Source organism: Nonomuraea sp. NPDC049378 (assembly GCF_055586745.1).
In genome coordinates, this window is record NZ_JBVJHP010000003.1 from 68,670 (window position 1) to 88,389 (window position 19,720).

Genomic DNA, 19,720 nt, shown 5'->3' on the forward strand with positions numbered 1-19,720 from the left:
AGAGATGCGAAAAAGGGCCACACGGCAGCCGCGTGACCCTCTCGCCCATATCTCTCAAACGGCCTGGCGTTTGATCCGTCTGCGCTCCCGCTCGGACAGCCCACCCCAGATGCCGAACCGCTCATCGTGCTCGAGTGCGTATTCCAGGCACTCTGCACGGACCTCGCACGATCGGCAGACCTTCTTGGCCTCTCGGGTGGAGCCGCCCTTCTCCGGGAAGAACGCCTCCGGATCAGTCTGCGCGCACAAGGCGCGCTCCTGCCATCCGAGTTCTTCAGCGTCAAGCTGATCCTGTGCGATGACCGGATCGGTCACTGCACACCTCCCTGCCGCCCGCCCGCAATGGAGCCCCCCATGGACGCCTTCCTTATTACCCACCCACTGGAAGGCGTAACAACATGGTTGTAATTACACGCGCGTGCCGCACGTGGCGTCAAGCGGCATGCAGGTATCCGGGGAAAGACCAGACCTCGCCCCGGTGTGCTTGGCATGTGATGTTCGCACCCGGCCGACACCCATGTGCGCGCGGCGTCAACCAGGCTTGTTCAACGCTGTCAGCGGTCCGAACCGTACCAGGGCGGGATAGACGGCCGCCCGTGGCCCACCTTCTCTCTAGCCGTTCATTGCCGGTCCGTTACCTGCGTGGCTCATTGGGGGTGTATATGGCTGTCGGGTCGATCGGGTCGTCCCCAGGACGGCGCTGGTCGCCGCCGAAGGCGTCCGGCCCCGACGACGGGTCGAGCCGCATCGTCGCGTCCCCGGCCGGGACCTGGTGAGAGGGCTGGTACTGACCCTGCTGCGGCTCGTACCCGCCGCCCTGCTGTTGATGGGGCTGCTGATAAGGCTGCTGGGGGTGGCCGAACGGGTCGTCGTACTGCTGGGGCGGCTGGCCCGTGTAATCGGGCACGCGCACCTCGGGCTGGGTCCCCGGCAAGGAGTGCTGGTAGGTCTCCGCCTGCTGGTAGGCGTCCATGAGCTGCTGGGAACGGGGGTCGGCGGGCGGCTCCTGGTACGCCTGGGGGGTGGCGTACTCCTGGCCGGAGAATCCCGTGAACGGCTGGCCGCCCTGCTGCTGGTCCGGCTGCTGCGGGTCGAACGCGCTCTGGCCGAAGTACGGCTGCTGGCCGTCCACCCCGGCGGGCGGGACGTTCGGGCTCGTGTCACCCGGGGGGTAGGCCTGCTCGGCGGGGGCGAAGGCGCTGGGTGCGGCGTCCGGCGGCGCGTAGGGATTCCGCTGGTCCGGGGAGGGAGCGTAGGGGTTCTGCTGGTCAGCGGGTGGGGCGTAGGGGTTCTGCTGGTCGGCCGGAGGGGCGTACGGGTTCTGGCTGGGCTGGTTGTGGATGTTGGGCTGGCTGTCCGCGGGGACGTACGGAGCCGGCTGGTACTCGGCGGGCGGAGCGGCGTACTCCTGGCCCGCGGGGGCCGTGTCGGCGGGTGCGTAGGCCGACTGGCCGAAGCTCTGCGGCGCGAAGGCCTGGTCCGGCTGCTGCTGGTCCGAAGGGGCGGCGGGCAGCGCGCCTCTGATCTGCGGCTGGGGCGCGGCCTGCTGGGGGTCATGGCCGTACTGCTGGTTGTCGGCCGGGGGCGCGTAGCCGGACTGCTCGGGCTGTCCGCCGTGGCCGGGCTGCTGGCCGTAGTCGGGCTGCTGGCCGGACGGGGGCTGCTGGCCGTATCCCGGCTGCTGGCCCGACGGGGGTTGCGGGGCGTAACCGGGCTGGCCGGACGGGGGCTGCTGGCCGAAACCGGGCTGCTGGCCCGACGGGGGTTGCGGACCGTAACCGGGCTGGCCGGACGGGGGCTGCTGGCCGAAACCGGGCTCCTGCTGGCCGTACGCGCCGGAGGGCTGCTCCTGGCCGTAACCGGGCTGCTGGCCGAACGCGGCCGGCTGCTCCTGCTGCCCGAAACCGGGCTGACCGGGCTGACCCGGGCCGGGCTGTCCGGGCTGGCCGTAGCCGGGGGCGGGCTGCTGCTGGCCGTAGTAGGGGGGCTGCTGGCCGAACTGGGGCTGGTAGACCTGCGCGGCCGGCCGGTCGGGGACGACCTGCGGCAGCAGGTAGACGAGCGCGATGGCGGTCAGCGCGAGCGCGGGCGCGCCCAGCAGCACGAGCTCGATCGCGGACCGGGCGCCGTCTCCGGTGAACACGCCGAGGACGAGCGAGAGCATGCCGCCCACCGCGGCCATCGCCAGCCCGGCCACCGCGGCGTACGCGACGGGCTTGGCCTTGGGCGACGGCTCGCCGACCTTGGTGAGGAGCAGCACGGACCCCACGAGCAACGCCACCACGTACGGGCTCGTGATGTCGAGGGTGTTCCAGGAAGCACGTTCCATGATGGTCGTGTCGGGGTCACCGACCAGGACGCGACCGAACCTCACCAGGACGTACATCAGTCCTAGGACGACCATGGCCCACGCGGCCGGCTCCCTCAGCCGGGCGACGTCAAATCTACTCACAACTACCCCCATCGGACCCTTTAGCCCGAAGGGAGTTTGCCACATCACTGACGAGGCTCGCGGGAGTCCCAGAAACCTCTTCCATCCCAATTCTACAAATATCCCCATGTACAGGGGTTTCGGCACGGCCAAAACCGGTCCCGGGGCGGGCCTGCCAGAGCCCGGTGGAAGACTGGGCCGCATGCACATCGTGTCCCTCGCCGGCGGCATCGGCGGCGCCCGTTTCCTGCGCGGCCTGCGCGCCACCGAGCCAGACGCCTCGATCACCGTCATCGGCAACACGGGTGACGACATCACCCTGTTCGGCCTGCGGGTCTGCCCCGACCTCGACACCGTGATGTACACCCTGGGCGGCGGCATCGACGAGGAACAGGGCTGGGGCCGGGCCAAGGAGACCCACGTCGTCAAGGAGGAGCTGGCCGCCTACGGCGTCGAGCCGCAGTGGTTCGGGCTGGGCGACCGCGACTTCGCCACCCACATCGTGCGCTCGCAGATGCTGGAGGCGGGCTATCCGCTCTCGCAGATCACGCAGGCGCTGTGCGCGCGCTGGCAACCCGGCGTGCGGCTGCTGCCGATGACCGACGACCGCTGCGAGACCCACGTCGTGATCGAGGACGACCGCGGCAAGCGCGCCGTGCACTTCCAGGAGTGGTGGGTACGCCTGCGCGCCTCGGTGCCCGCCCAGTCGTTCGCGCTGGTGGGGGCCGACACCGCGAAGCCCGCGCCCGGCGTGCTCGAGGCCGTCGAGCAGGCCGACGTGGTCATCCTGCCGCCGTCCAACCCGGTGGTGAGCATCGGCACGATCCTGCAGGTCCCGGGCATCCGCGAGGCCCTGCTGCCCAAGACCGTGGTCGGCGTCTCGCCGATCATCGGCGGCGCGCCCGTCAGGGGCATGGCCGACGCCTGCCTGACGGCCATCGGGGTGGAGACGACCGCGCAGGCCGTCCTGGAGCTGTACGGCTCCGATCTCGTCGACGGCTGGCTGGTGGCGGAGGAGGATCACGCGGTCGCCCTCGACGGCGTCAGGGTGGTCGCCAGGCCGATCCTCATGCATGACTCCGACGCCGCCGCCGGCATCGCCCGCACCGCACTCGACCTCGCCCTGGAGCTCGCCCGATGACCGCCTCCCAGCACCCGTCGCCCCACCCGTCGCCCGGGACCGCCTCCCACCGGTCGCGGGCTCCCGAGCCCGCGGGCCCCGCGCGGCGGATCGAGGTGATCGCGGTCACGGGCATCGGCGAGGTGCGGCCGGGCGACGACGTGGCGACCCTGCTCAAGGACGCGGGGCTGCGTGACGGCGACGTCGTGGTCGTCACTTCGAAGATCGTGAGCAAGGCGGAGGGCAGGGTACGGCAGGCGCCCGACCGCGCCCAGGCGATCGAGGACGAGACCGAGCGCGTGGTGGCCCGGCGCGGCGACACCGTGATCTCGCAGACCCGCCACGGCTTCGTCATGGCCGCCGCCGGCGTCGACGCCTCCAACACCGAGCCCGGCACCGTGCTGCTCCTGCCCGCCGATCCCGACGCGTCGGCCAGGCGCATCAGGGCCGGCCTGAGCGTGCGCGCCGGAGTGATCGTCTCCGACACGTTCGGCCGGCCGTGGCGCAACGGCCTCACCGACGTGGCCATCGGGGCGGCGGGCGTGCGGCCGCTCGACGACTTCCGGGGCACGTCCGACGGCTACGGCAACGAGCTGGGCGCGACGGTCACGGCGCTGGCCGACGAGATCGCGGGCGCGGCCGAGCTGGTCAAGGGCAAGCTCGGCGGGGTTCCCGTGGCGATCGTGCGCGGGCTGTCCCACCTGGTCACCGACGACGACGGGCCGGGCGTCAGGCCTCTCGTGCGGGCGGCCGACGAAGACCTGTTCCGCTACGGGTCGCGTGACGTGGTGTTCGCCCGCAGGACGATCAGGGAGTTCGCCGACCGGCCCGTCGACTCCGCGGCCGTGCGCAGGGCGGTGGCGGCGGGCATCGGGGGGGGGGGGGGGGGGCACACCCCCCCCCCCCCCCCCCTTCTTTTCTCCTGCCCCCCCAACCCCACCACACCCGCCCCCCTTCCCCGCCTGGGGTGTGGTCTGCAGATCTGCCTCCCACGACAACCACGCGGCGCCCCCCCGCTACCCCCTCCCCCCCCCCCCTCCCCCCCCCCCCCACACCCCCCCCCCCCCCCCCCCCCCCCCCCACCACACGACCCCGTGGCGGTTCGTGCTGGTCGAGTCGCCCGAGACCAGGACGAAACTGCTCGACGCGATGCGCGAGGCGTGGATTCGCGATCTGCGCGGCGACGGGTTCACCGAGCAGTCGATCGCCAAGCGGATCAAGCGTGGTGACGTGCTTCGCAACGCGCCCTGTCTGGTGGTGCCGTGCCTGGTGATGGAGGGCTCCCACACCTACCGCGACGAGCGGCGCAACGCCTCCGAGCGGGAGATGTTCGTCGTGGCGACGGGCGCCGGGGTGGAGAACTTCCTGATCCAGCTCGCCGTCGAGGGGCTCGGGTCGGCGTGGGTGTCGTCCACGATGTTCTGCCGGCCGGTCGTGCGCGAGGTGCTCGGCCTGCCCGGGTCGTGGGATCCGATGGGCTGCGTGGCCGTCGGGCACGCGGCCGCGCCGCCGCGCGAGCGGGCGCCGCGCGATCCTGACGACTTCATCGTCACGCGTTGACCGGGTGACGGAACTCCAGTCATCCGGGCATTTACCGTTAGGAAAGTTTCCTTTACATTCGGCTCATCCCCCCATGTGAAGGAGCCGCCGAATGAGAAGAACGCTGACCTTACTCGCCGTGGTGGTGGTCGCGTTCGCCACCACGGTGTTCAACACCGCACCCGCGTTCGCCCACGGCTACGTGAACTCGCCGCCGAGCCGCCAGGCCAACTGCGCCCAGGGCAAGGTGCCCGACTGCGGCAACATCATCTACGAGCCGCAGAGCGTGGAGGGACCGAAGGGCCTGCGCAGCTGCCACGCCAACCTCCCGCAGTTCGCCCAGCTCAGCGACGAGAGCAAGCCGTGGCCCGTCGCCTCGGTGGGCGGCACCACGACCTTCACCTGGACGTTCACCGTCCAGCACGCCACGCGCGACTTCGAGTACTACATCGGCGGCACGCGGGTGGCCGTCTTCGACGGCGGCGGCAGGCAGCCGCCTCCCACGGTCTCGCACACGGTCGACCTCTCCGGGTTCTCCGGGCGGCAGAAGATCCTGGCGATCTGGAACATCGCCGACACGGCCAACGCCTTCTACTCGTGCATCGACGTACGCATCGGGGGCGGGAGCAACCCGGACCCGACCGTCACGCCGACGCCCACCCCGACCCCGACCCCGACCAGCACCCCGACGACTCCCTCGGGCACCTGGAAGGCCGGCACGGCGTACACGACCGGCAGCACGGTCACCTACAACGGCGCCACCTACCGGTGCGTCCAGGCGCACACCGCCATCGCCGGGTGGGAACCGCCCAACGTTCCCGCCCTCTGGCAGCGCGCCTAGCACCGCTGAAGGGGGCGTCCCGCGCCCCCTTCACGCGGCCCTCACGTCGTCGGCTTGCAGGTGGGGTGGCAGAGCCGGCGGGCCAGCGCGGCGAGGAAGACGTCGATGATCTCCTCCGGCTCCTTCGCCGCGTGCAGCGAGCCGTTCGTGGCGGCCGCGATCTGCGACAGGCTCGACCGGTCCACGTCCTTGCCGAACGCGATGATGATGATCTGGACGGGCCGGTCCGGGTTCCACCCGTCCCGCAAGGCCTGGACAAGCCCCGCGAGGTCGGTGCCCTGGCCGTCGTCGCGGCCACCGGTGATCACCAGGAGGGCGTTGTTCATGTCGTCGCGGTAGTCGCCGGTGACCTTGCGGAAGCCGCTGAGTATCGAGTCGTAGAGCGAGCTGTCCGTCTTCGGGTGGGCGGTCATCGTGCTGGTCAGCTCGTCCAGCCGGCTGCGCCGGATCACCTGGCCCGACTCGGGTTCGTTGATCGGCCCGAGCGTGACCCGCTCCCGGTAGCCCTTGATGCCGCCGAGCCGGTCGGCGAACTCCCAGAAACCCATGCGCGTGGAGTCGGGGAACAACCGCAGCCCGATCTTGGCCGCGTCCAGCGCCACCCTGATCCTGGTCCTGCCGTTCAGCTTCTCCGCCATGTGCTTGGAGGCGTCGGTCAGCACCAGGATGTTCGTCGGCGGTGCCAGCCTGCTCCAGGCGGCCAGCGCCGCGTCGATGTCCTGCGGCGACACCGACGGCCTCGTCTTCGGGGCCGCCGAGGGGACCTGCGGCCCGGGAGAGATCGGCCCCTGCCGCCCGTCTCCCGACCTGAACCCGGCCCGCCGTACGATCTCCTGGGCCTGCGGCCCCTCCAGCCAGCCAGCGAAGGCCGCGGACGCCTCCGCCACCGCCGGGTCGGTGGCGGTGACCACGTACGGGTAGTCGAGGTTGATCGTGCCCTCGCGCGGGTGCAGCGCCACCACCGGGTCGTCCGACGGGCGCAGGTTGTGCTGCCGCACCGACTGCTCGGGGACGATCACGACCGGTCGTTTCCAGAACGCGCGGTCGTCGACCGCGTCCAGCATGCTGCGGTAGTCGGGCGCCGAACCGGCCTGCGCCCACCGTACGAACGCGGTCAGCGCCTTGTCGGCCTCCGGGCCCGTGCCGACGACGTCCCTGGCGGCGGCCACCGTGGCGATGCCCGCCCCGGCGAGGGACGGGTCGGGCACGCGGACGATGTCGGGCTCGTCCTCGGTGGGCGTCAGCCGCCCGCGCACGGTCGAGGGGAAGACCATCCGCCAGTTCATCTCGGTCTTGCCGACGGAGAACCGCTCGGCCAGCGACTGGCGGGTCGCGAACACGAGGGGCGACGTGGCCACCACGCTCTCGCCCGCGGGCAGCGCGCTCGCCCCTTGCTGGCGGGCCAGCCTGATCCACGCGGAGGAGTCGGCGATCCAGCCGTCGGGCCGCTCGCGCAGCACGCCCGCCCGGTCGCCGATCAGCGTGCGCAGGACGGTGGCGGGCGGGTGCTCGGTCACCTGGACCAGCACGCACCTGCCGCCGACCGCCGTCTTGGTCTCGTTGAACCGCCCCGCGGCCTCCATCGCCGCGGGCGCCACGTCGACGGCCGCCGCCACGCTCACGAGAACAGGCTCTCGTGCGCTGCACAGCACGCCCCCGCCGCCGAGCACCGCGACGGCGCCCGCCGCGACGATCGCCACGGCCGCGAGCGTCGCCAGCATGCCCCGCCGGAACGCCTTCCTGCGCCGCCGCTCAGGGGGTAGCGCGGCACGGTGCCGACCCAACCGCACGGTGAACCTCTCTCCGGGGAGTGACGATTCTTCCAGCGCCTCCCGTGGCGGGCGCCTTGTTAGAACATGTTATAACTAGGCGATCGGGAGGGCCCTCCTGACGCTCTGGCACACCCCGTCACTCGCCTGCGAGGCCCGCAGCCGCTCCGCCGCCGGAGTCGCGTACTCGGTGGTGCGCTGCCTGGCCGGGCGGCCCGTGGCCTCGACCATCTCCCGCAGCTCGCTGATGGTCTTGTAGGAGCCGTTCTCCGAGCCGGCCATCCGGCTGATGGTCTCCTCCATGAGCGTGCCGCCGAGGTCGTTCACGCCGCCCTGGAGCACCTGGCGGCACAGGTCGTCGCGGAGCTTGACCCAGGAGCACTGGATGTTCCTGATCGCGCCGTGCAGGAGGATCCTGGCCAGGGCGTGCACGGCTCTGTTCTCCTGCGCCGTGGGGCCCGGCCTGGCCAGGCCGGCCAGGTAGATGGGGGCGCTGGTGTGCACGAACGGCAGCAGCACGAACTCCGAGAACCCGCCGGTCCTCTCCTGGAGCCGCCGGATCAGCTTGATGTGCCTGACCCAGTGCAGGTGGTTGTCGACGTGCCCGTACATCATGGTGGACGTCGTGGGGATGCCCACGTCGTGCGCCGTGGTGATCACGTCGACCCATTCGGCGGCCGGCAGCTTGCCCTTGGTCAGCACCCACCGCACGTCGTCGTCGAGGATCTCGGCCGCCGTCCCGGGCAACGAGTCGACGCCCGCCTCCTTGGCGGCCTCCAGCCAGGCGCGGACGGACATGTTCGTCCGGCTCGCGCCGTTGATGACCTCCATCGGGGAGAACGCGTGCACGTGCATGCCCGGCGTCCTGGCCTTCACCGCCCTCGCGATGTCGAAGTACGCCGTGCCGGGCAGGTCGGGGTGGATGCCTCCCTGCATGCACACCTCGGTCGCCCCCGCCTCCCACGCCTCCTGCGCCCGGTCGGCCACCTGGTCGAGGCTCAGCGTGTACGCGTCGGCGTCGGTCCTGCGCTGGGCGAACGCGCAGAAGCGGCAGCCGGTGTAACAGACGTTCGTGAAGTTGATGTTCCTGTTGACGACGTAGGTCACGTCATCCCCCGCCGCCTCCCTGCGCAGCCCGTCGGCGATCGCCGCCAGCTCGTCCAGCGCCTCGCCCTCCGCCCCGAGCAGCGCGACCGCCTCGGCGTCCGTCAGGCCCGCGGGATCCGCCTCGGCCCGCCTGAGCGCCGCCCGCACCTCGCCGGGCGTCGCGCCCCCGCCGCCGGCCGGCGTGGCGGGATCCGGGGCGAGGCGGTCGCGGAGTGCGGTCCAGTCGCCGTAGACCTGGTCGAAGTCGTCGCGCCGGTCGCTGGTCCGCCCGGTCGTGTCGACCTCGACGTGCAGGTCGACCCGGCCCGACGCGGCGAACCCCCCGTCGGGCTCCTGCCAGGGCGACCCGCGCAGGACGGCGTCCTGCCTGGCCAGGCCCGTGGCGGGGTCCGCCAGGGCGGCCACGTGCCCGAGCAGCCGCGGGTCGAGCCACGGCTCTCCCGCCAGCACGTACTCGGGATACATCGTCAGCCGCTCCCGCAGCTGGAAGCCCTCCTCGGCGGTACGGGCCGCGAGGTCCTCGATCTGCGGCCAGGGCCGCTCCGGGTTCACGTGGTCGGGCGTGAGCGGCGACACCCCGCCCCAGTCGTCGATGCCCGCCCGGATCATGAGCGCGTACTCGGCGTCCACCAGGTTCGGCGGCGCCTGGAGGCGGACGCGGGGGCCGAGGACGAGGCGGGCGACGGCGATGGTGGCCGCCAGCTCCTGCAGGTCGGCGTCGGGCAGCCCGCGCATGGCGGTGTCCGGCTTGGCGCGGAAGTTCTGGACGATGACCTCCTGGATGCCGCCGTACTCGCGGGCCACCCGCCGGATCGCGAAGATCGACTCAGCCCGGTCCTCCACCGTCTCGCCGATGCCGATGAGGATCCCGGTCGTGAAGGGCACGCCGCTGCGGCCGGCGTCCTCCAGCACCCGCAGCCGCACGGCCGGGTCCTTGTCCGGCGATCCGTGGTGGGGCTGCCCCTTCTCCTCGAACAACCGCCGCGACGTCGTCTCCAGCATCATCCCCATGGACGGCGCGACGGGCTTGAGCCGCTGCAGGTCGCGCCAGCTCAGCACCCCCGGGTTGAGATGCGGCAACAACCCGGTCTCCTCCAGCACCCTGATCGCCATGGCCCGCACGTAGGAGAGCGTGTCGTCGTAGCCGTGCGCGTCGAGCCACTCGCGGGCCTGGCGCCAGCGGTCCTCCGGCCGGTCGCCCAGCGTGAACAGCGCCTCCTTGCACCCCATCGCCGCCCCCTGCCGGGCGATCTCCAGCACCTCGTCGGGGCTCAGGAACGGCGACTCCAGCCTGTGCGGCGCGGTCGCGAACGTGCAGTAGCCACACCGGTCCCGGCAGAGCCGGGTCAGCGGGATGAACACCTTCCTGCTGTAGGTGATGACGCCCTCGCGGCCGGCGGCCGCCAGCCCGGCGTCGCGTACGCGGGAGGCGTGGTCGAGCGAGGCGTCAAGCTGCTCGCCCCGGGCGTGCAGCAGGACGGTCGCCTCGGCGACGTCGATGGCCTTGCCGTCGCGGGCACGGGCGAGAGCACGGCGGAGCGCGGAATCGCTGACGGGACTCATAAGGGCACAGTACGTGGAGCTGGGTTCGCCGCTCGCACCCAGGGCGGCTCAGAACGCCCGGTAGTCGCGCGCGGGCATCCGCGGCCCGCGGGCGGGCGGGCGCAGCCCGGTGAGCCAGACCAGCACCGCGGCGCGGTGCCGATGCCCTTCGTACGGCTCAAGCAGCCGCAACATCCCCTGGTCGTCGGTCTTCTCCCCCGTCAGCGCGTAGCCCACGAGCTTGGCCAGGTGGAAGTCGCCCACGCTCACCGCGTCGGGGTCGCCGAACGCGCGCTGGCGCACCTCGGCCGACGTCCACACCCCGATCCCCGGCAGCGCCCGCAGCAGCCGGTCGAGCTCTTCCGTGGTGGCGGCGGCCTCCAGCTTGGCGGCGTGCCAGGCGGCGTTCGCGATGGTCCTGGCGCGCACGGCCTCGGCGCCCGCGCGGTGCCAGTGCCAGCTCGGGATCTGCCGCCACACCGCGGTCTCGGGAACGACCCGCATGCCTTCGGGAGCGGGCCCCGGCGCGGGCTCGCCGTAGCGGGTGAGCAGCCAGCGCCAGGCCCGCCACGCCTCCTGCCCGACGACCTTCTGCTCCAGCACGGCGGGGACGAGCGCCTCCATGACGCGGCCGGTCCTGCCGATCCGCAACCCCGGATTTCTGCGTACGGCCTCCGCCAGGACCTCGTGCCTGACGCTGAAGCCCGAAACATCGTCGTCGGCCCCCAGCAGCGCCGGCAGCGTCTCCAGCGCCCACTCCGCGCCCGGCCCCCACGCCCGCCCGTGCACGGACCCGCCCTCGACGCTCACCCGCAGCGTGCAGGGCCCGTCGGGCGTCCTGGACGTGCGCCACACGGCGCCGTCACCGCCGCGGCGCCAGGTGGGGTCGCCGCCACCCCGCCGGTGCGGCTGCAGCGCCAGCCCCACGTCAAGCGGCCCGCGGGGCCCCCACCTGCGCTCCTTCACCCTTACAGTGTGCCGCGATCGTGCGGCGTCTCAGACGTCGCTGGAATAGCGCACCGCGCGTTCGGGCAGCGCGATGTCGGGCCAGACCCGCGCGCCGTGCTGCAGTTCGTTGCCCGGTCCGACGACGGCCCGGTCGCCGATCACCGCGTCGTGCACCGCCGCGCCCGCGCAGACCCGCGCCCCCGTGCCCACCACGGAGTCGGTCACGACGGCGCCGGGCTCGATGACGCAGTCGTCGAGCAGCACCGACCCGGCGACGGAGGCTCCGGCGCCCACCACGACCCGCGCGCCCACGGCCGTGCCGCCCTGCACCTTGGCCTCGGCCGAGACCCGCGCCCCGTCGAGCGCCAGGTATTCGCCTGTGGGACCGGGCAGCGCGGGCGAGGCGAGCCGGCCCAGCACCAGGTCGCGCGACCCGCGGACGAACGCGGCGGGCGTGCCGACGTCGAGCCAGTAGCTGCGGTCGGCGTAGCCGAGCACGAGCTCCCCCGACTCGATCAGCCCGGGGAACGTCTCCCGCTCCACCGACACGACCTCGTCGCGCGGGATCGAGTCGATCATCGACCGGGTGAAGACGTAGCAGCCGGCGTTGATGCGGTTGGTCACGGGGTTGGGGGTCTTCTCCAGGAACGCGGTCACCCGCCCGGAGTCGTCGGTCGGCACGCATCCGAATCGGGTGGGGTCGTCCACTTCTGTCAAATGGAGCGTTACAGCGGCCCGCCGTGCGAGGTGTGTGCGCACCTGATCGCCGATGTCGTGCCCGGACAGGATGTCGCCGTTGAGGATGAGCACGGGGTCGGAGGGGTCCGAGGTGAGCGCCTCCGCGGCGTTGCGGATCGCGCCGCCCGTGCCGAGGGGCGTCTCCTCCGTCATGTATTCGAGTGAGAGCCCGAACGCCGCCCCGTCGCCGAACGCGGGCTCGAACATCGCCGCCTTGTAGGACGTCGCGAACACGATCCGGCGCACGCCGAACGATCGTGCTCGCGCGAGCTGGTGGGCCAGGAACGGCACGCCGGCGGTCGGGAGCAGCGGCTTCGGCGTGCCCAGTGTCAGCGGGCGCAGGCGCGTGCCCTGCCCCCCGACCAGGAGGATCGCCTCGAGGTCTGGCAATGAGCTCGTCATCATTCCGCGAGGTTACCGAACTATTCGATCGCGCGTTGATAGGAGCTGAGATGCGCCTCGGCCGAGGCGTCCCAGGTGAATTCGCGGGCGCGGGCCAGCCCCGCATCCCGCAGCTGCCGCCTGCGCTCGGGCGCGGCGAGCAGCTGTCCGAGCGCCGTTCCGATGCTGCCGGCGTCGGGCTCGGTGTAGGCGACCGCGTCGCCACCCACCTCGGGCAGCGACGAGCGCTGGGTGGTCAGCACGGGCGCGCCGCAGGCCATGGCCTCCAGCACCGGAAGCCCGAAGCCCTCTCCCCGCGAGGGGAAGGCCACCACGAGCGCCCCGCCCAGGAACCCCGGCAGATCGGACGCGCCCAGGTAGCCGGGCCGTACGACCTTCACGGTGGCCTCGACCTCGCGGCAGGCGGCGTCCACCTCGTCGTCGTGCACGCCGCCGCCGAGCACCAGCGCGGGGGCCCGCTCCAGCGCCGCGACGGCGGCGGCGAAGCCGCGGATCAGGTTGGGAACGTTCTTGCGGGGGTCGAGCGCGCCCAGGAACGCCACGTAGGGCTGGCCGTGCAGCCCGCAACGCATGGCCGCCCGGCGGATCTCCTCCTCCGACGGCGGGTGGAACTGCGCCAGGTCGACGCCGTGGTAGGCGACGTCGATGCGGGTGGGGTCGGCGGCGAGCACGCGCACCAGCTCGTCCCTGGTCGCCTTCGAGGGCACGATGATCCGCCGGGCGCGTCGCACGGCCGTACGGGTGGCGGAGCGGAAGAACGACGCCCGCGGCCGGTGCCGGTCAGGCTCGGTGAACCAGGTGGCGTCGTGCACCGTCACGACCGTCGGCAGCCCTGAGGCGAGCGGGATGGAGTAGTAGGGGGCGTGGATCACGTCCGCGCCCGCCTGGCGGGCCAGCAGCGGCAGGCCCGTCTGCTCCCAGGCGAGCCTGGCCGCCCTGTTGGTGATCGCGACGGGCCCGGCGATGACCTGCGCCGAGGGCGCGAGGCGCCGGTATCGCTCGGCCTCGGACCGCTGGCAGACCACCGCCACGTCCGCGCCGGCCCGGTGGAGCCCGGCAACCAGCCCGTCCACGTATCTGATCAACGCGCCGCGGTCCGCGGGGACCGCCGCCGCGTCAACGAGCACTCGAGGCATACGAAGATCTTCTCCCCTCAAGATCCACGCGGGACCCGGCAGGTCCCCCTCTGGACTTCAGCCTATGGCCAGCGTCCCCTCAATCGTGGCCCAAATCACACCTTGTCGCGACGTGCAGCGATTCCCGCCAGCCCGGCGCAGATCAGGTCCCCCAGGATGATGACGACACGGGAGGTGAGCGCCACCGCGATCGCGGGACCGGCGGCCAGATGAGGGGCCAGCACCCCGACCATGGCGGCCTCCCGCACCCCCGCGCCGGCCGGCACGACGAAGGTCATGATGCCCAGGCACCAGGACAGCGCGAACGCGCCGATGGCGAAGAGCAGCCCGCTCTCGGGTGCGATGAAGAAGAAGTGCACGCCGTACGCGGTCCAGCCGGCCAGCGCCCAGCCGAGCGCGGCGAGCATGCCGCGGCGGGTGAGCGGGCGTTCGAGCGGCTCCCGCTTGAGCCGGCGCAGGGCGTAGCCGATCACGCCGTTGACGACCTTGGGTTCGAGCAGCACCAGCACCAGGGGCAGGAACAGCAGCAGCCAGCCGTAACGGTCCCAGCCGAGCGTGACCAGCGTGACGAGCAGGCCGGTGGCCAGCTGGATCGGCATCATCAGGAAGAACGCCGCCGCGCTGCGCGAGCGCGGCACGCCGAGGTCGCGGCCCATCTCCATCTGCGCCAGCACGGGCCAGATGGTGCCGGGGATGTATTTGCCGAGCTGGCCGACGAAGAAGACCTTGGCTGCCGCTCTGAGAGGCAGCGGGGAGCCGAGGTCGGACAGCAGGGTACGCCAGATGAGCATGGCCCCGAGCAGCGCGGCGACCACCGCGACCAGCGATCCGGCCAGCGCGGGCCACGTCAGGCCGGCGAATCCGGCCACCACGTCGTCCCACTGCCCGGCCACGGCCCATCCGCCGAACCCGAGCGCGATCAGCAGGAACCCGTACCTGATCGCGGCCCGGGCCACGGACCGCCCCGGGCGGGCCGCCTCCTCGCCCGCGCCGGCCGAGCCGTCGCTCACGCCGGTCACGCCCGGTCCCGGGCCACCCGCGCCCGATCCGCCCGTGCTCACAGCGGGCGGACCGGCTCGGGCGGCTGCGGCAGCGCGGCGCCCGCGGGCCGCCGCGGGCTCTTGGTCGCCACCCACAGGTAGGTCGGCACGACCGGCAGCAGCAGCCGCAGCACCCCGCGCGGCACCCTGGACAGCACCGCCTTCACCACCCTGCCCAGCGCCCCCGGGAACAGCTCGGACCCGGCGAACCGGGTGGGCGTGGCCAGCACGGGGAACGTGTAGTCCCACACGTGGAAGGCGCGCAACATCCTGCGCAGCCCGCGCCGGGTGCGGAAACGTTCGTAGTAGTGGTCGGCCCGGCCGAACGCCCGCACGTAGCGGTCGGCGGCCGCCGGCGGAAGATAGGACAGGAACGGCAGCTTGTAGTGGGGCTCCATGACGCCGAGCCGGTTGCCGAGCCCGAGGTAGAGCACCCCCTCGTCCGACAACACCCGGTGCATCTCGGCCACCACGGCGTCGGGGTCGACCACGTGCTCGTAGATGTGGTTGAACACCAGCACGTCGACCGACCCGTCGGGGAACGGGAGCGCCGTGCCGTCGCCGCACACGAACGCCACCCGCTCGCCGAACCGGTCGGCCGCCCTGCGCAGGCCCGGCACGTCGATGTCGATGCCCATGGTGTGCTTGGCCCCGGCCTGCGCGAGCTCGTCGGCGATGAACCCGGCCGAGCAGCCCACGTCGCCCACGGTCAGCCCGCCCAGCGGGCCGTGGAAGTGCTCCAGCACCGCGATGATCTTCGCGGCCTTCCGCCTCCGCTTCTCCTCGTCGAGCATGGCGGACTGGAACTCGCTGTATTCGAGCTGCGCGACCCGTTGCTTCACCACGGTGGCCACAGTACCGACCGCGACGCCAATCCGATGTCAAGCCGCTTTGGTACGGTGGCCGACCTGGCTCAAAACCGACGAACGGGGGCGAAGTGACGTTCTTCGACAAGATCAGGGGCGAGTTCATCGACATCGTCGAATGGCTCGACGACAGCCGCGACACCCTGGTCTGGCGATTCCCCCGTCACGAGAACGAGATCAAGATGGGCGCCCAGCTCGTCGTCCGCGAGTCGCAGGTCGCCGTCTTCGTCAACGAGGGCCAGATCGCCGACGCGTTCGCGCCGGGGACGTACACGCTGGAGACCCGCAACCTGCCCATCCTGTCCACGCTCAAGGGCTGGAAGTACGGTTTCCACTCCCCGTTCAAGGCCGAGGTCTACTTCGCCAGCACCCGCCGGTTCGCGGACTTCAAGTGGGGCACGCAGAACCCGATCATGGTGCGGGACGCGGAGTTCGGGCCGGTGCGGCTGCGGGCGTTCGGCGCGTACGCGGCCAGAGTGATCGACGCCCGCGCCCTCCTGCGCGAGCTGGCGGGGACGGACCCGCAGTTCCGCACGGAGGAGGTGGAGGGCTACCTGCGGCAGATGGTCGTGGGCCGGCTCGCCCACGCGCTGGCCACCGCCGGCGTGCCGCTGCTCGACCTGGCCGCCAGGCAGCACGAGATGGGGCAGCGGCTGGCGGAGGCGCTGACCGCCGACCTCGCGGGCGTGGGCATCGCCATCCCGACCTTCACCATCGAGAACATCTCGCTGCCGCCCGAGGTGGAGCGGGCGATGGACAAACGCTCGCAGATGGGGATCGTGGGCGACCTCGGGCAGTACGCGAGGCTCCAGGCGGCCGAAGCGCTGGAGAACGCGGGCGGGGCGGGCGAGGGCATGGGGCTGGGCATGGGCATCGCCGCAGGCCGGCAGATGGCCGCGGCGCTCGCCCCCCAGAGCCGTCCGGACACCCGGCAGGGGCCGCCCCCGCTGCCCGGCGCCGGCCCCTGGTACCTCGGAGTGGACGGCGAGCAGCGCGGACCGTTCGACGCGGCCGGCCTGGCCGCCGCCGGGCTCACCCCCGGCGCGCTGGTGTGGCGGGCCGGGATGCCGCAGTGGACCCCGGCCCGCGACGTGCCGGACCTCGCGCCCCTGCTCCGCGACACGCCGCCCCCGCTGCCACCCTCCTGACCCCGACACCCGCCTGGCTCCGCCGCCCGAGCCCGCCGCCCGACCCCCGTTCCTGGCCCGGGGGCCCCGGGCCCGAGAGGACCTCCCGTGAGCTCCCCCACCCAGACCCCCGCCCAGCCGTGCGCGGGCTGCGGCGCGAGCGTGGCCTTCGCGCCGGGCACGACCATCCTGCGCTGCCCTTACTGCGGGCTCGACCAGCAGATCGCCCCGCCCGCGCGGCAGGTACGCGAGCACTCCTTCGACGCGTTCCTCGCCAAGCCCCGCGTCCACACCCTGGCCAGGCACCAGTTCACCTGCCCCGGCTGCGGCGCCCGCACGGAGAGCGACGCCCTGTCCAGGGCCTGCCAGTTCTGCGGCACCGCCCTCGTGGCCGACACGGCGAACGACGCCCAGATCGCCCCCGAGGCCGTGCTGCCGTTCGCCCTCGACCGGGGCGGCGCCAGGAACTCGCTGCGCGGCTGGGTGCGGACCCGCTGGTTCGCCCCCAACCGCCTCAGGAAGGTCAGCGAGGCGGAGACCATGAAGAGCACGTACCTGCCGCACTGGACGTTCGACGCGGCCACGGTCTCCGACTACACCGGCCAGCGCGGCAAGCACTACTGGGTCACCCAGTCGTACACGTCCAACGGCCGGCGAAAGACCCGGCGGGTCCGCAGGACCCGCTGGTATCCGGCCGCCGGACGGGTCGCGCGCGGCTTCGACGACGTCCTGGTCCCCGCCACGAGACGGCTTCCCCAGGACCGGCTCGACGCGCTGCAGCCCTGGCCCCTGGAGCGGGCGGTCGCGTTCCAGCCCGGCTACGTGGCAGGGCACCACAGCCTCCGGTACGACACCGAGCCGCAGGCCGGCCTGGAGCTGGCCAAGGGCGTCATGCATGAGGTCATCGTGGGCGACTGCCGCCGGCACATCGGCGGTGACGCGCAGCGCGTGCACTCCGTGAACACCGCCTACGCGAACGTCACGTTCAAGCTGGTGCTGCTGCCGGTGTGGGTGGGCAACTACCTGTTCGGCGGCAGGACGTACCAGGTGATGATCAACGGGGTGAGCGGGGAGGTCCAGGGCGACCGGCCGTACAGCGCGGTCAAGATCACGCTGGCGGTGCTCGCCGCGCTGGTCGTGCTCGCGGCGATGGTCTGGCTCGTCTGGGGAAGGAACGCGTAGCCTGGCCGAATGCTCCGCCGCCTGCTGCGCGTCGTCCTCGCCCTGGTCGCGCTCGGTTTCCTGGGCTACGGCCTGACCGCGAACTGGGAGGAGACCACGGCCGCCGTGGCCGCCATGTCGCCGTGGGCGGTGCTGGGGGCGTTCGCCGCGGTGCTGCTCGGCCAGTTCTTCATGCTCGTGGCCTGGCGCGAGATCCTGGCGGGGCTCGGCACGCGGGTGCCGCTGCGGGTGGCCGGGCGGATCATGTTCGTGGGCCAGCTCGGGAAATACATCCCGGGCGCGGTGTGGGCGTACGCCGCGATGATGGACCTCGGCCGTGACCACGGCAGCCCGCCGCGGCGCACGTTCGCGACGATCTCGCTGGGCCTGGTGATCAACATCGGCGTCGCGATCTCGATCGCCGCCGCCACGCTGGGCTCGCAGGAGGTGGTGCGGCAGGCCTGGTATCTCGTGCTGCTCGTACCAGTGATCATCGTCTGCCTGCACCCCAAGGTGCTCACCTGGGGTCTCAACCTCGCGCTGCGCGTCGCCCGCAAGGAACCGCTGGAGAGCGTGCTGCCCGGCCGCACGGTCGTCGTCGCCGTGGCGTGGACGGCGCTCGGCTGGCTCGTGTACGGCGTGCACATCTGGCTGCTGGCCGGCGTCACCGACCTGTACATCGTGGCCACCGGCGCCTACGCGTTCGCGTGGGCGACCGGCATTCTCACCGTCGTCGTGCCCGCGGGCGTCGGCATCAGGGAGGGCGCGCTGGTGCTGGTGCTCGGGCCGATCGTCGGCACCCCCGCCGCGCTCGCGGTCGCGATCGTGTCGCGGCTGGCGTTCACCCTGTCCGACGCGACGGCCGCGGGGGTGTCGTGGCTGCTGGGCCGTCAGGCGCCGAGCAACACCCCCGTGTACGCGGACCAGAACGGCTCGGGATCGACCGCCTTGACCCCCGACCGCAACCTCTCGGGCTCGCCGGAGACGTAGAACCGCTCGATCGTCTCGCGGAGCGCGCCGGCGTCGCCCGGCTCGACCAGGAGCCCGTCGACGCCGTCGGTGACGTGGTCGGCCAGCGCCCCGACGCGGGTGGCGATCACGGGCACGCCGTGCTCGTGGCCGAGCCAGACGTTCTGGCTGGCGGTCGCGGTGCGGTAGGGCAGCACGAGCGCGTCGGCGGCGGCGAACAACGAAGGCACGTCCTCGGCCGCCACGTAGCCGGGGCGCAGCTCGACGCGGTCGCCGAGGCCCAGCTCGGCGATCAGCGCCCTGGTCTCGTCGAGCCCGCCCCAGAACTCGCCCGCCACCGTCAGCGCGACGCCGTCGGGCAGCGCCCGCAGCAGCAGGTCGAGCCCCTTGTACGGCCGGACGATGCCGAAGAAGAGCAGCCGGCGGTGCACGGCGGTGGATCTCGCGGCGGTGGTCGAGGGCAGGTGCGGCGGCAGCCCGGCCACGCTCACGGGCGTGCCGGTCAGCCCTCTGGCCAGCGCGGCCTGCTGCTCGGAGTGGGTCAGCACGGCGTCGACCCGCTTGAGCAGCGCCCTCATCAGCGGCTGGTCGTAGGGTTTGCGCTCGTGCGGCAGCACGTTGTGGCACAGGGCGACGGCCTTGGCCCTGCGCCCCAGGCCGAGCAGGATCCCCAGGTAGGCCGGGACCTGCACCGGGCTGAGCACCGCCAGCACGACCAGGTCCGCCGAGCGCAGCCGCCGCCCCGCGGCGACCCATCCGTCGGGCCGGCGCCAGTCGAGCCTGCGCGCGGTCTTCGGATAGGGGCTGCCCTCGGGCGCGGAGATCGTCTGCCGGCCGGGATAGAGGAACGACGGATATTGGGCCCACCACGACTCGATCACCACGTCGTGCCCCAGCGCCGCGAGCCGGTGTGCCAGCTCGGTGGTGTGCTGGGCCCCGCCCCCTTTGTACGGGTAGGTCGGGCCGACGATCGCGATGCGCACC

The 19,720-nt window shown here is 72.5% G+C and carries 15 protein-coding genes and 2 pseudogenes; 7 read left to right on the forward strand and 10 right to left on the reverse strand.

What is annotated here, in order from left to right; genetic code table 11:
- Nucleotides 1-54 precede the first annotated feature (54 nt).
- Both ACZ6SA_RS08025 and ACZ6SA_RS08030 read right to left on the reverse strand, forming a co-directional pair.
- Nucleotides 55-315, reverse strand: a complete 261-nt coding sequence (locus ACZ6SA_RS08025; RefSeq protein WP_020546325.1) for a WhiB family transcriptional regulator — start codon at nt 313-315, stop codon at nt 55-57.
- Nucleotides 316-634: 319 nt separating this feature from the next.
- Nucleotides 635-2,452: a hypothetical protein gene (locus ACZ6SA_RS08030; RefSeq protein WP_465827137.1), complete on the reverse strand. Its 1,818-nt coding sequence runs from the start codon at nt 2,450-2,452 to the stop codon at nt 635-637.
- 181 nt (nt 2,453-2,633) lie between these two features.
- Here ACZ6SA_RS08030 and cofD point away from each other — a divergent pair, with 181 nt between their 5' ends.
- The 4 genes and pseudogenes from cofD (at nt 2,634) to ACZ6SA_RS08050 (ending at nt 5,931) form a co-directional block, all read left to right on the forward strand.
- Entirely contained in the window at nt 2,634-3,572 is a 939-nt protein-coding gene (gene cofD, locus ACZ6SA_RS08035) for a 2-phospho-L-lactate transferase (RefSeq protein WP_347643241.1), read from the forward strand.
- Nucleotides 3,569-4,427 (forward strand): annotated as a pseudogene (locus ACZ6SA_RS08040) (coenzyme F420-0:L-glutamate ligase); the annotation flags it as partial. The gene cofD and the pseudogene ACZ6SA_RS08040, both read left to right, overlap by 4 nt.
- A gap of 195 nt (nt 4,428-4,622) precedes the next feature.
- A pseudogene (locus ACZ6SA_RS08045) lies at nt 4,623-5,111 on the forward strand (nitroreductase family protein); the annotation flags it as partial.
- A 91-nt stretch (nt 5,112-5,202) separates the two neighbouring features.
- On the forward strand, nt 5,203-5,931 hold the full coding sequence (locus tag ACZ6SA_RS08050) for a lytic polysaccharide monooxygenase (protein WP_465827139.1): 729 nt from the start codon (nt 5,203-5,205) through the stop codon (nt 5,929-5,931).
- A 41-nt stretch (nt 5,932-5,972) separates the two neighbouring features.
- On the opposite strand, the gene ACZ6SA_RS08055 is transcribed toward ACZ6SA_RS08050, so the two are convergent.
- The 7 genes from ACZ6SA_RS08055 to ACZ6SA_RS08085 form a co-directional block, all read right to left on the reverse strand.
- A complete protein-coding gene (locus tag ACZ6SA_RS08055) occupies nt 5,973-7,721 on the reverse strand; it encodes a substrate-binding domain-containing protein (RefSeq protein WP_465827140.1) in 1,749 nt (582 codons plus the stop codon).
- A 75-nt stretch (nt 7,722-7,796) separates the two neighbouring features.
- Nucleotides 7,797-10,370 (reverse strand): bifunctional FO biosynthesis protein CofGH, encoded by a 2,574-nt coding sequence (locus ACZ6SA_RS08060; RefSeq protein ID WP_465827142.1) that lies wholly within the window; start codon nt 10,368-10,370, stop codon nt 7,797-7,799.
- 48 nt (nt 10,371-10,418) lie between these two features.
- Nucleotides 10,419-11,315 (reverse strand): DNA-3-methyladenine glycosylase family protein, encoded by an 897-nt coding sequence (locus ACZ6SA_RS08065; protein WP_347643236.1) that lies wholly within the window; start codon nt 11,313-11,315, stop codon nt 10,419-10,421.
- A 30-nt stretch (nt 11,316-11,345) separates the two neighbouring features.
- On the reverse strand, nt 11,346-12,440 hold the full coding sequence (gene manB / locus ACZ6SA_RS08070; protein WP_465827143.1) for a mannose-1-phosphate guanylyltransferase: 1,095 nt from the start codon (nt 12,438-12,440) through the stop codon (nt 11,346-11,348).
- 17 nt (nt 12,441-12,457) lie between these two features.
- Complete coding sequence (locus ACZ6SA_RS08075) at nt 12,458-13,573, reverse strand: glycosyltransferase family 4 protein (RefSeq protein ID WP_347643234.1); 1,116 nt, start codon at nt 13,571-13,573, stop codon at nt 12,458-12,460.
- A 95-nt stretch (nt 13,574-13,668) separates the two neighbouring features.
- Entirely contained in the window at nt 13,669-14,592 is a 924-nt protein-coding gene (locus ACZ6SA_RS08080) for a lysylphosphatidylglycerol synthase domain-containing protein (protein WP_465827145.1), read from the reverse strand.
- Between the two features lie 38 nt (nt 14,593-14,630).
- Entirely contained in the window at nt 14,631-15,458 is an 828-nt protein-coding gene (locus ACZ6SA_RS08085) for a class I SAM-dependent methyltransferase (RefSeq protein ID WP_465827146.1), read from the reverse strand.
- Between the two features lie 92 nt (nt 15,459-15,550).
- Between ACZ6SA_RS08085 and ACZ6SA_RS08090 the strand changes: the two genes are divergently transcribed.
- The 3 genes from ACZ6SA_RS08090 (at nt 15,551) to ACZ6SA_RS08100 (ending at nt 18,757) form a co-directional block, all read left to right on the forward strand.
- Nucleotides 15,551-16,627, forward strand: a complete 1,077-nt coding sequence (locus tag ACZ6SA_RS08090; RefSeq protein ID WP_465827148.1) for an SPFH domain-containing protein — start codon at nt 15,551-15,553, stop codon at nt 16,625-16,627.
- A gap of 87 nt (nt 16,628-16,714) precedes the next feature.
- A complete protein-coding gene (locus ACZ6SA_RS08095; RefSeq protein WP_465827150.1) occupies nt 16,715-17,788 on the forward strand; it encodes a TFIIB-type zinc ribbon-containing protein in 1,074 nt (357 codons plus the stop codon).
- 9 nt (nt 17,789-17,797) lie between these two features.
- Nucleotides 17,798-18,757, forward strand: coding sequence for a lysylphosphatidylglycerol synthase transmembrane domain-containing protein (locus ACZ6SA_RS08100; protein WP_465827152.1), 960 nt, complete (start codon nt 17,798-17,800; stop codon nt 18,755-18,757).
- On the opposite strand, the gene ACZ6SA_RS08105 is transcribed toward ACZ6SA_RS08100, so the two are convergent.
- Complete coding sequence (locus tag ACZ6SA_RS08105; protein ID WP_465827153.1) at nt 18,658-19,719, reverse strand: glycosyltransferase family 4 protein; 1,062 nt, start codon at nt 19,717-19,719, stop codon at nt 18,658-18,660. The two genes, ACZ6SA_RS08100 and ACZ6SA_RS08105, sit on opposite strands and share 100 nt — an antisense overlap.
- Nucleotide 19,720 lies beyond the last annotated feature (1 nt).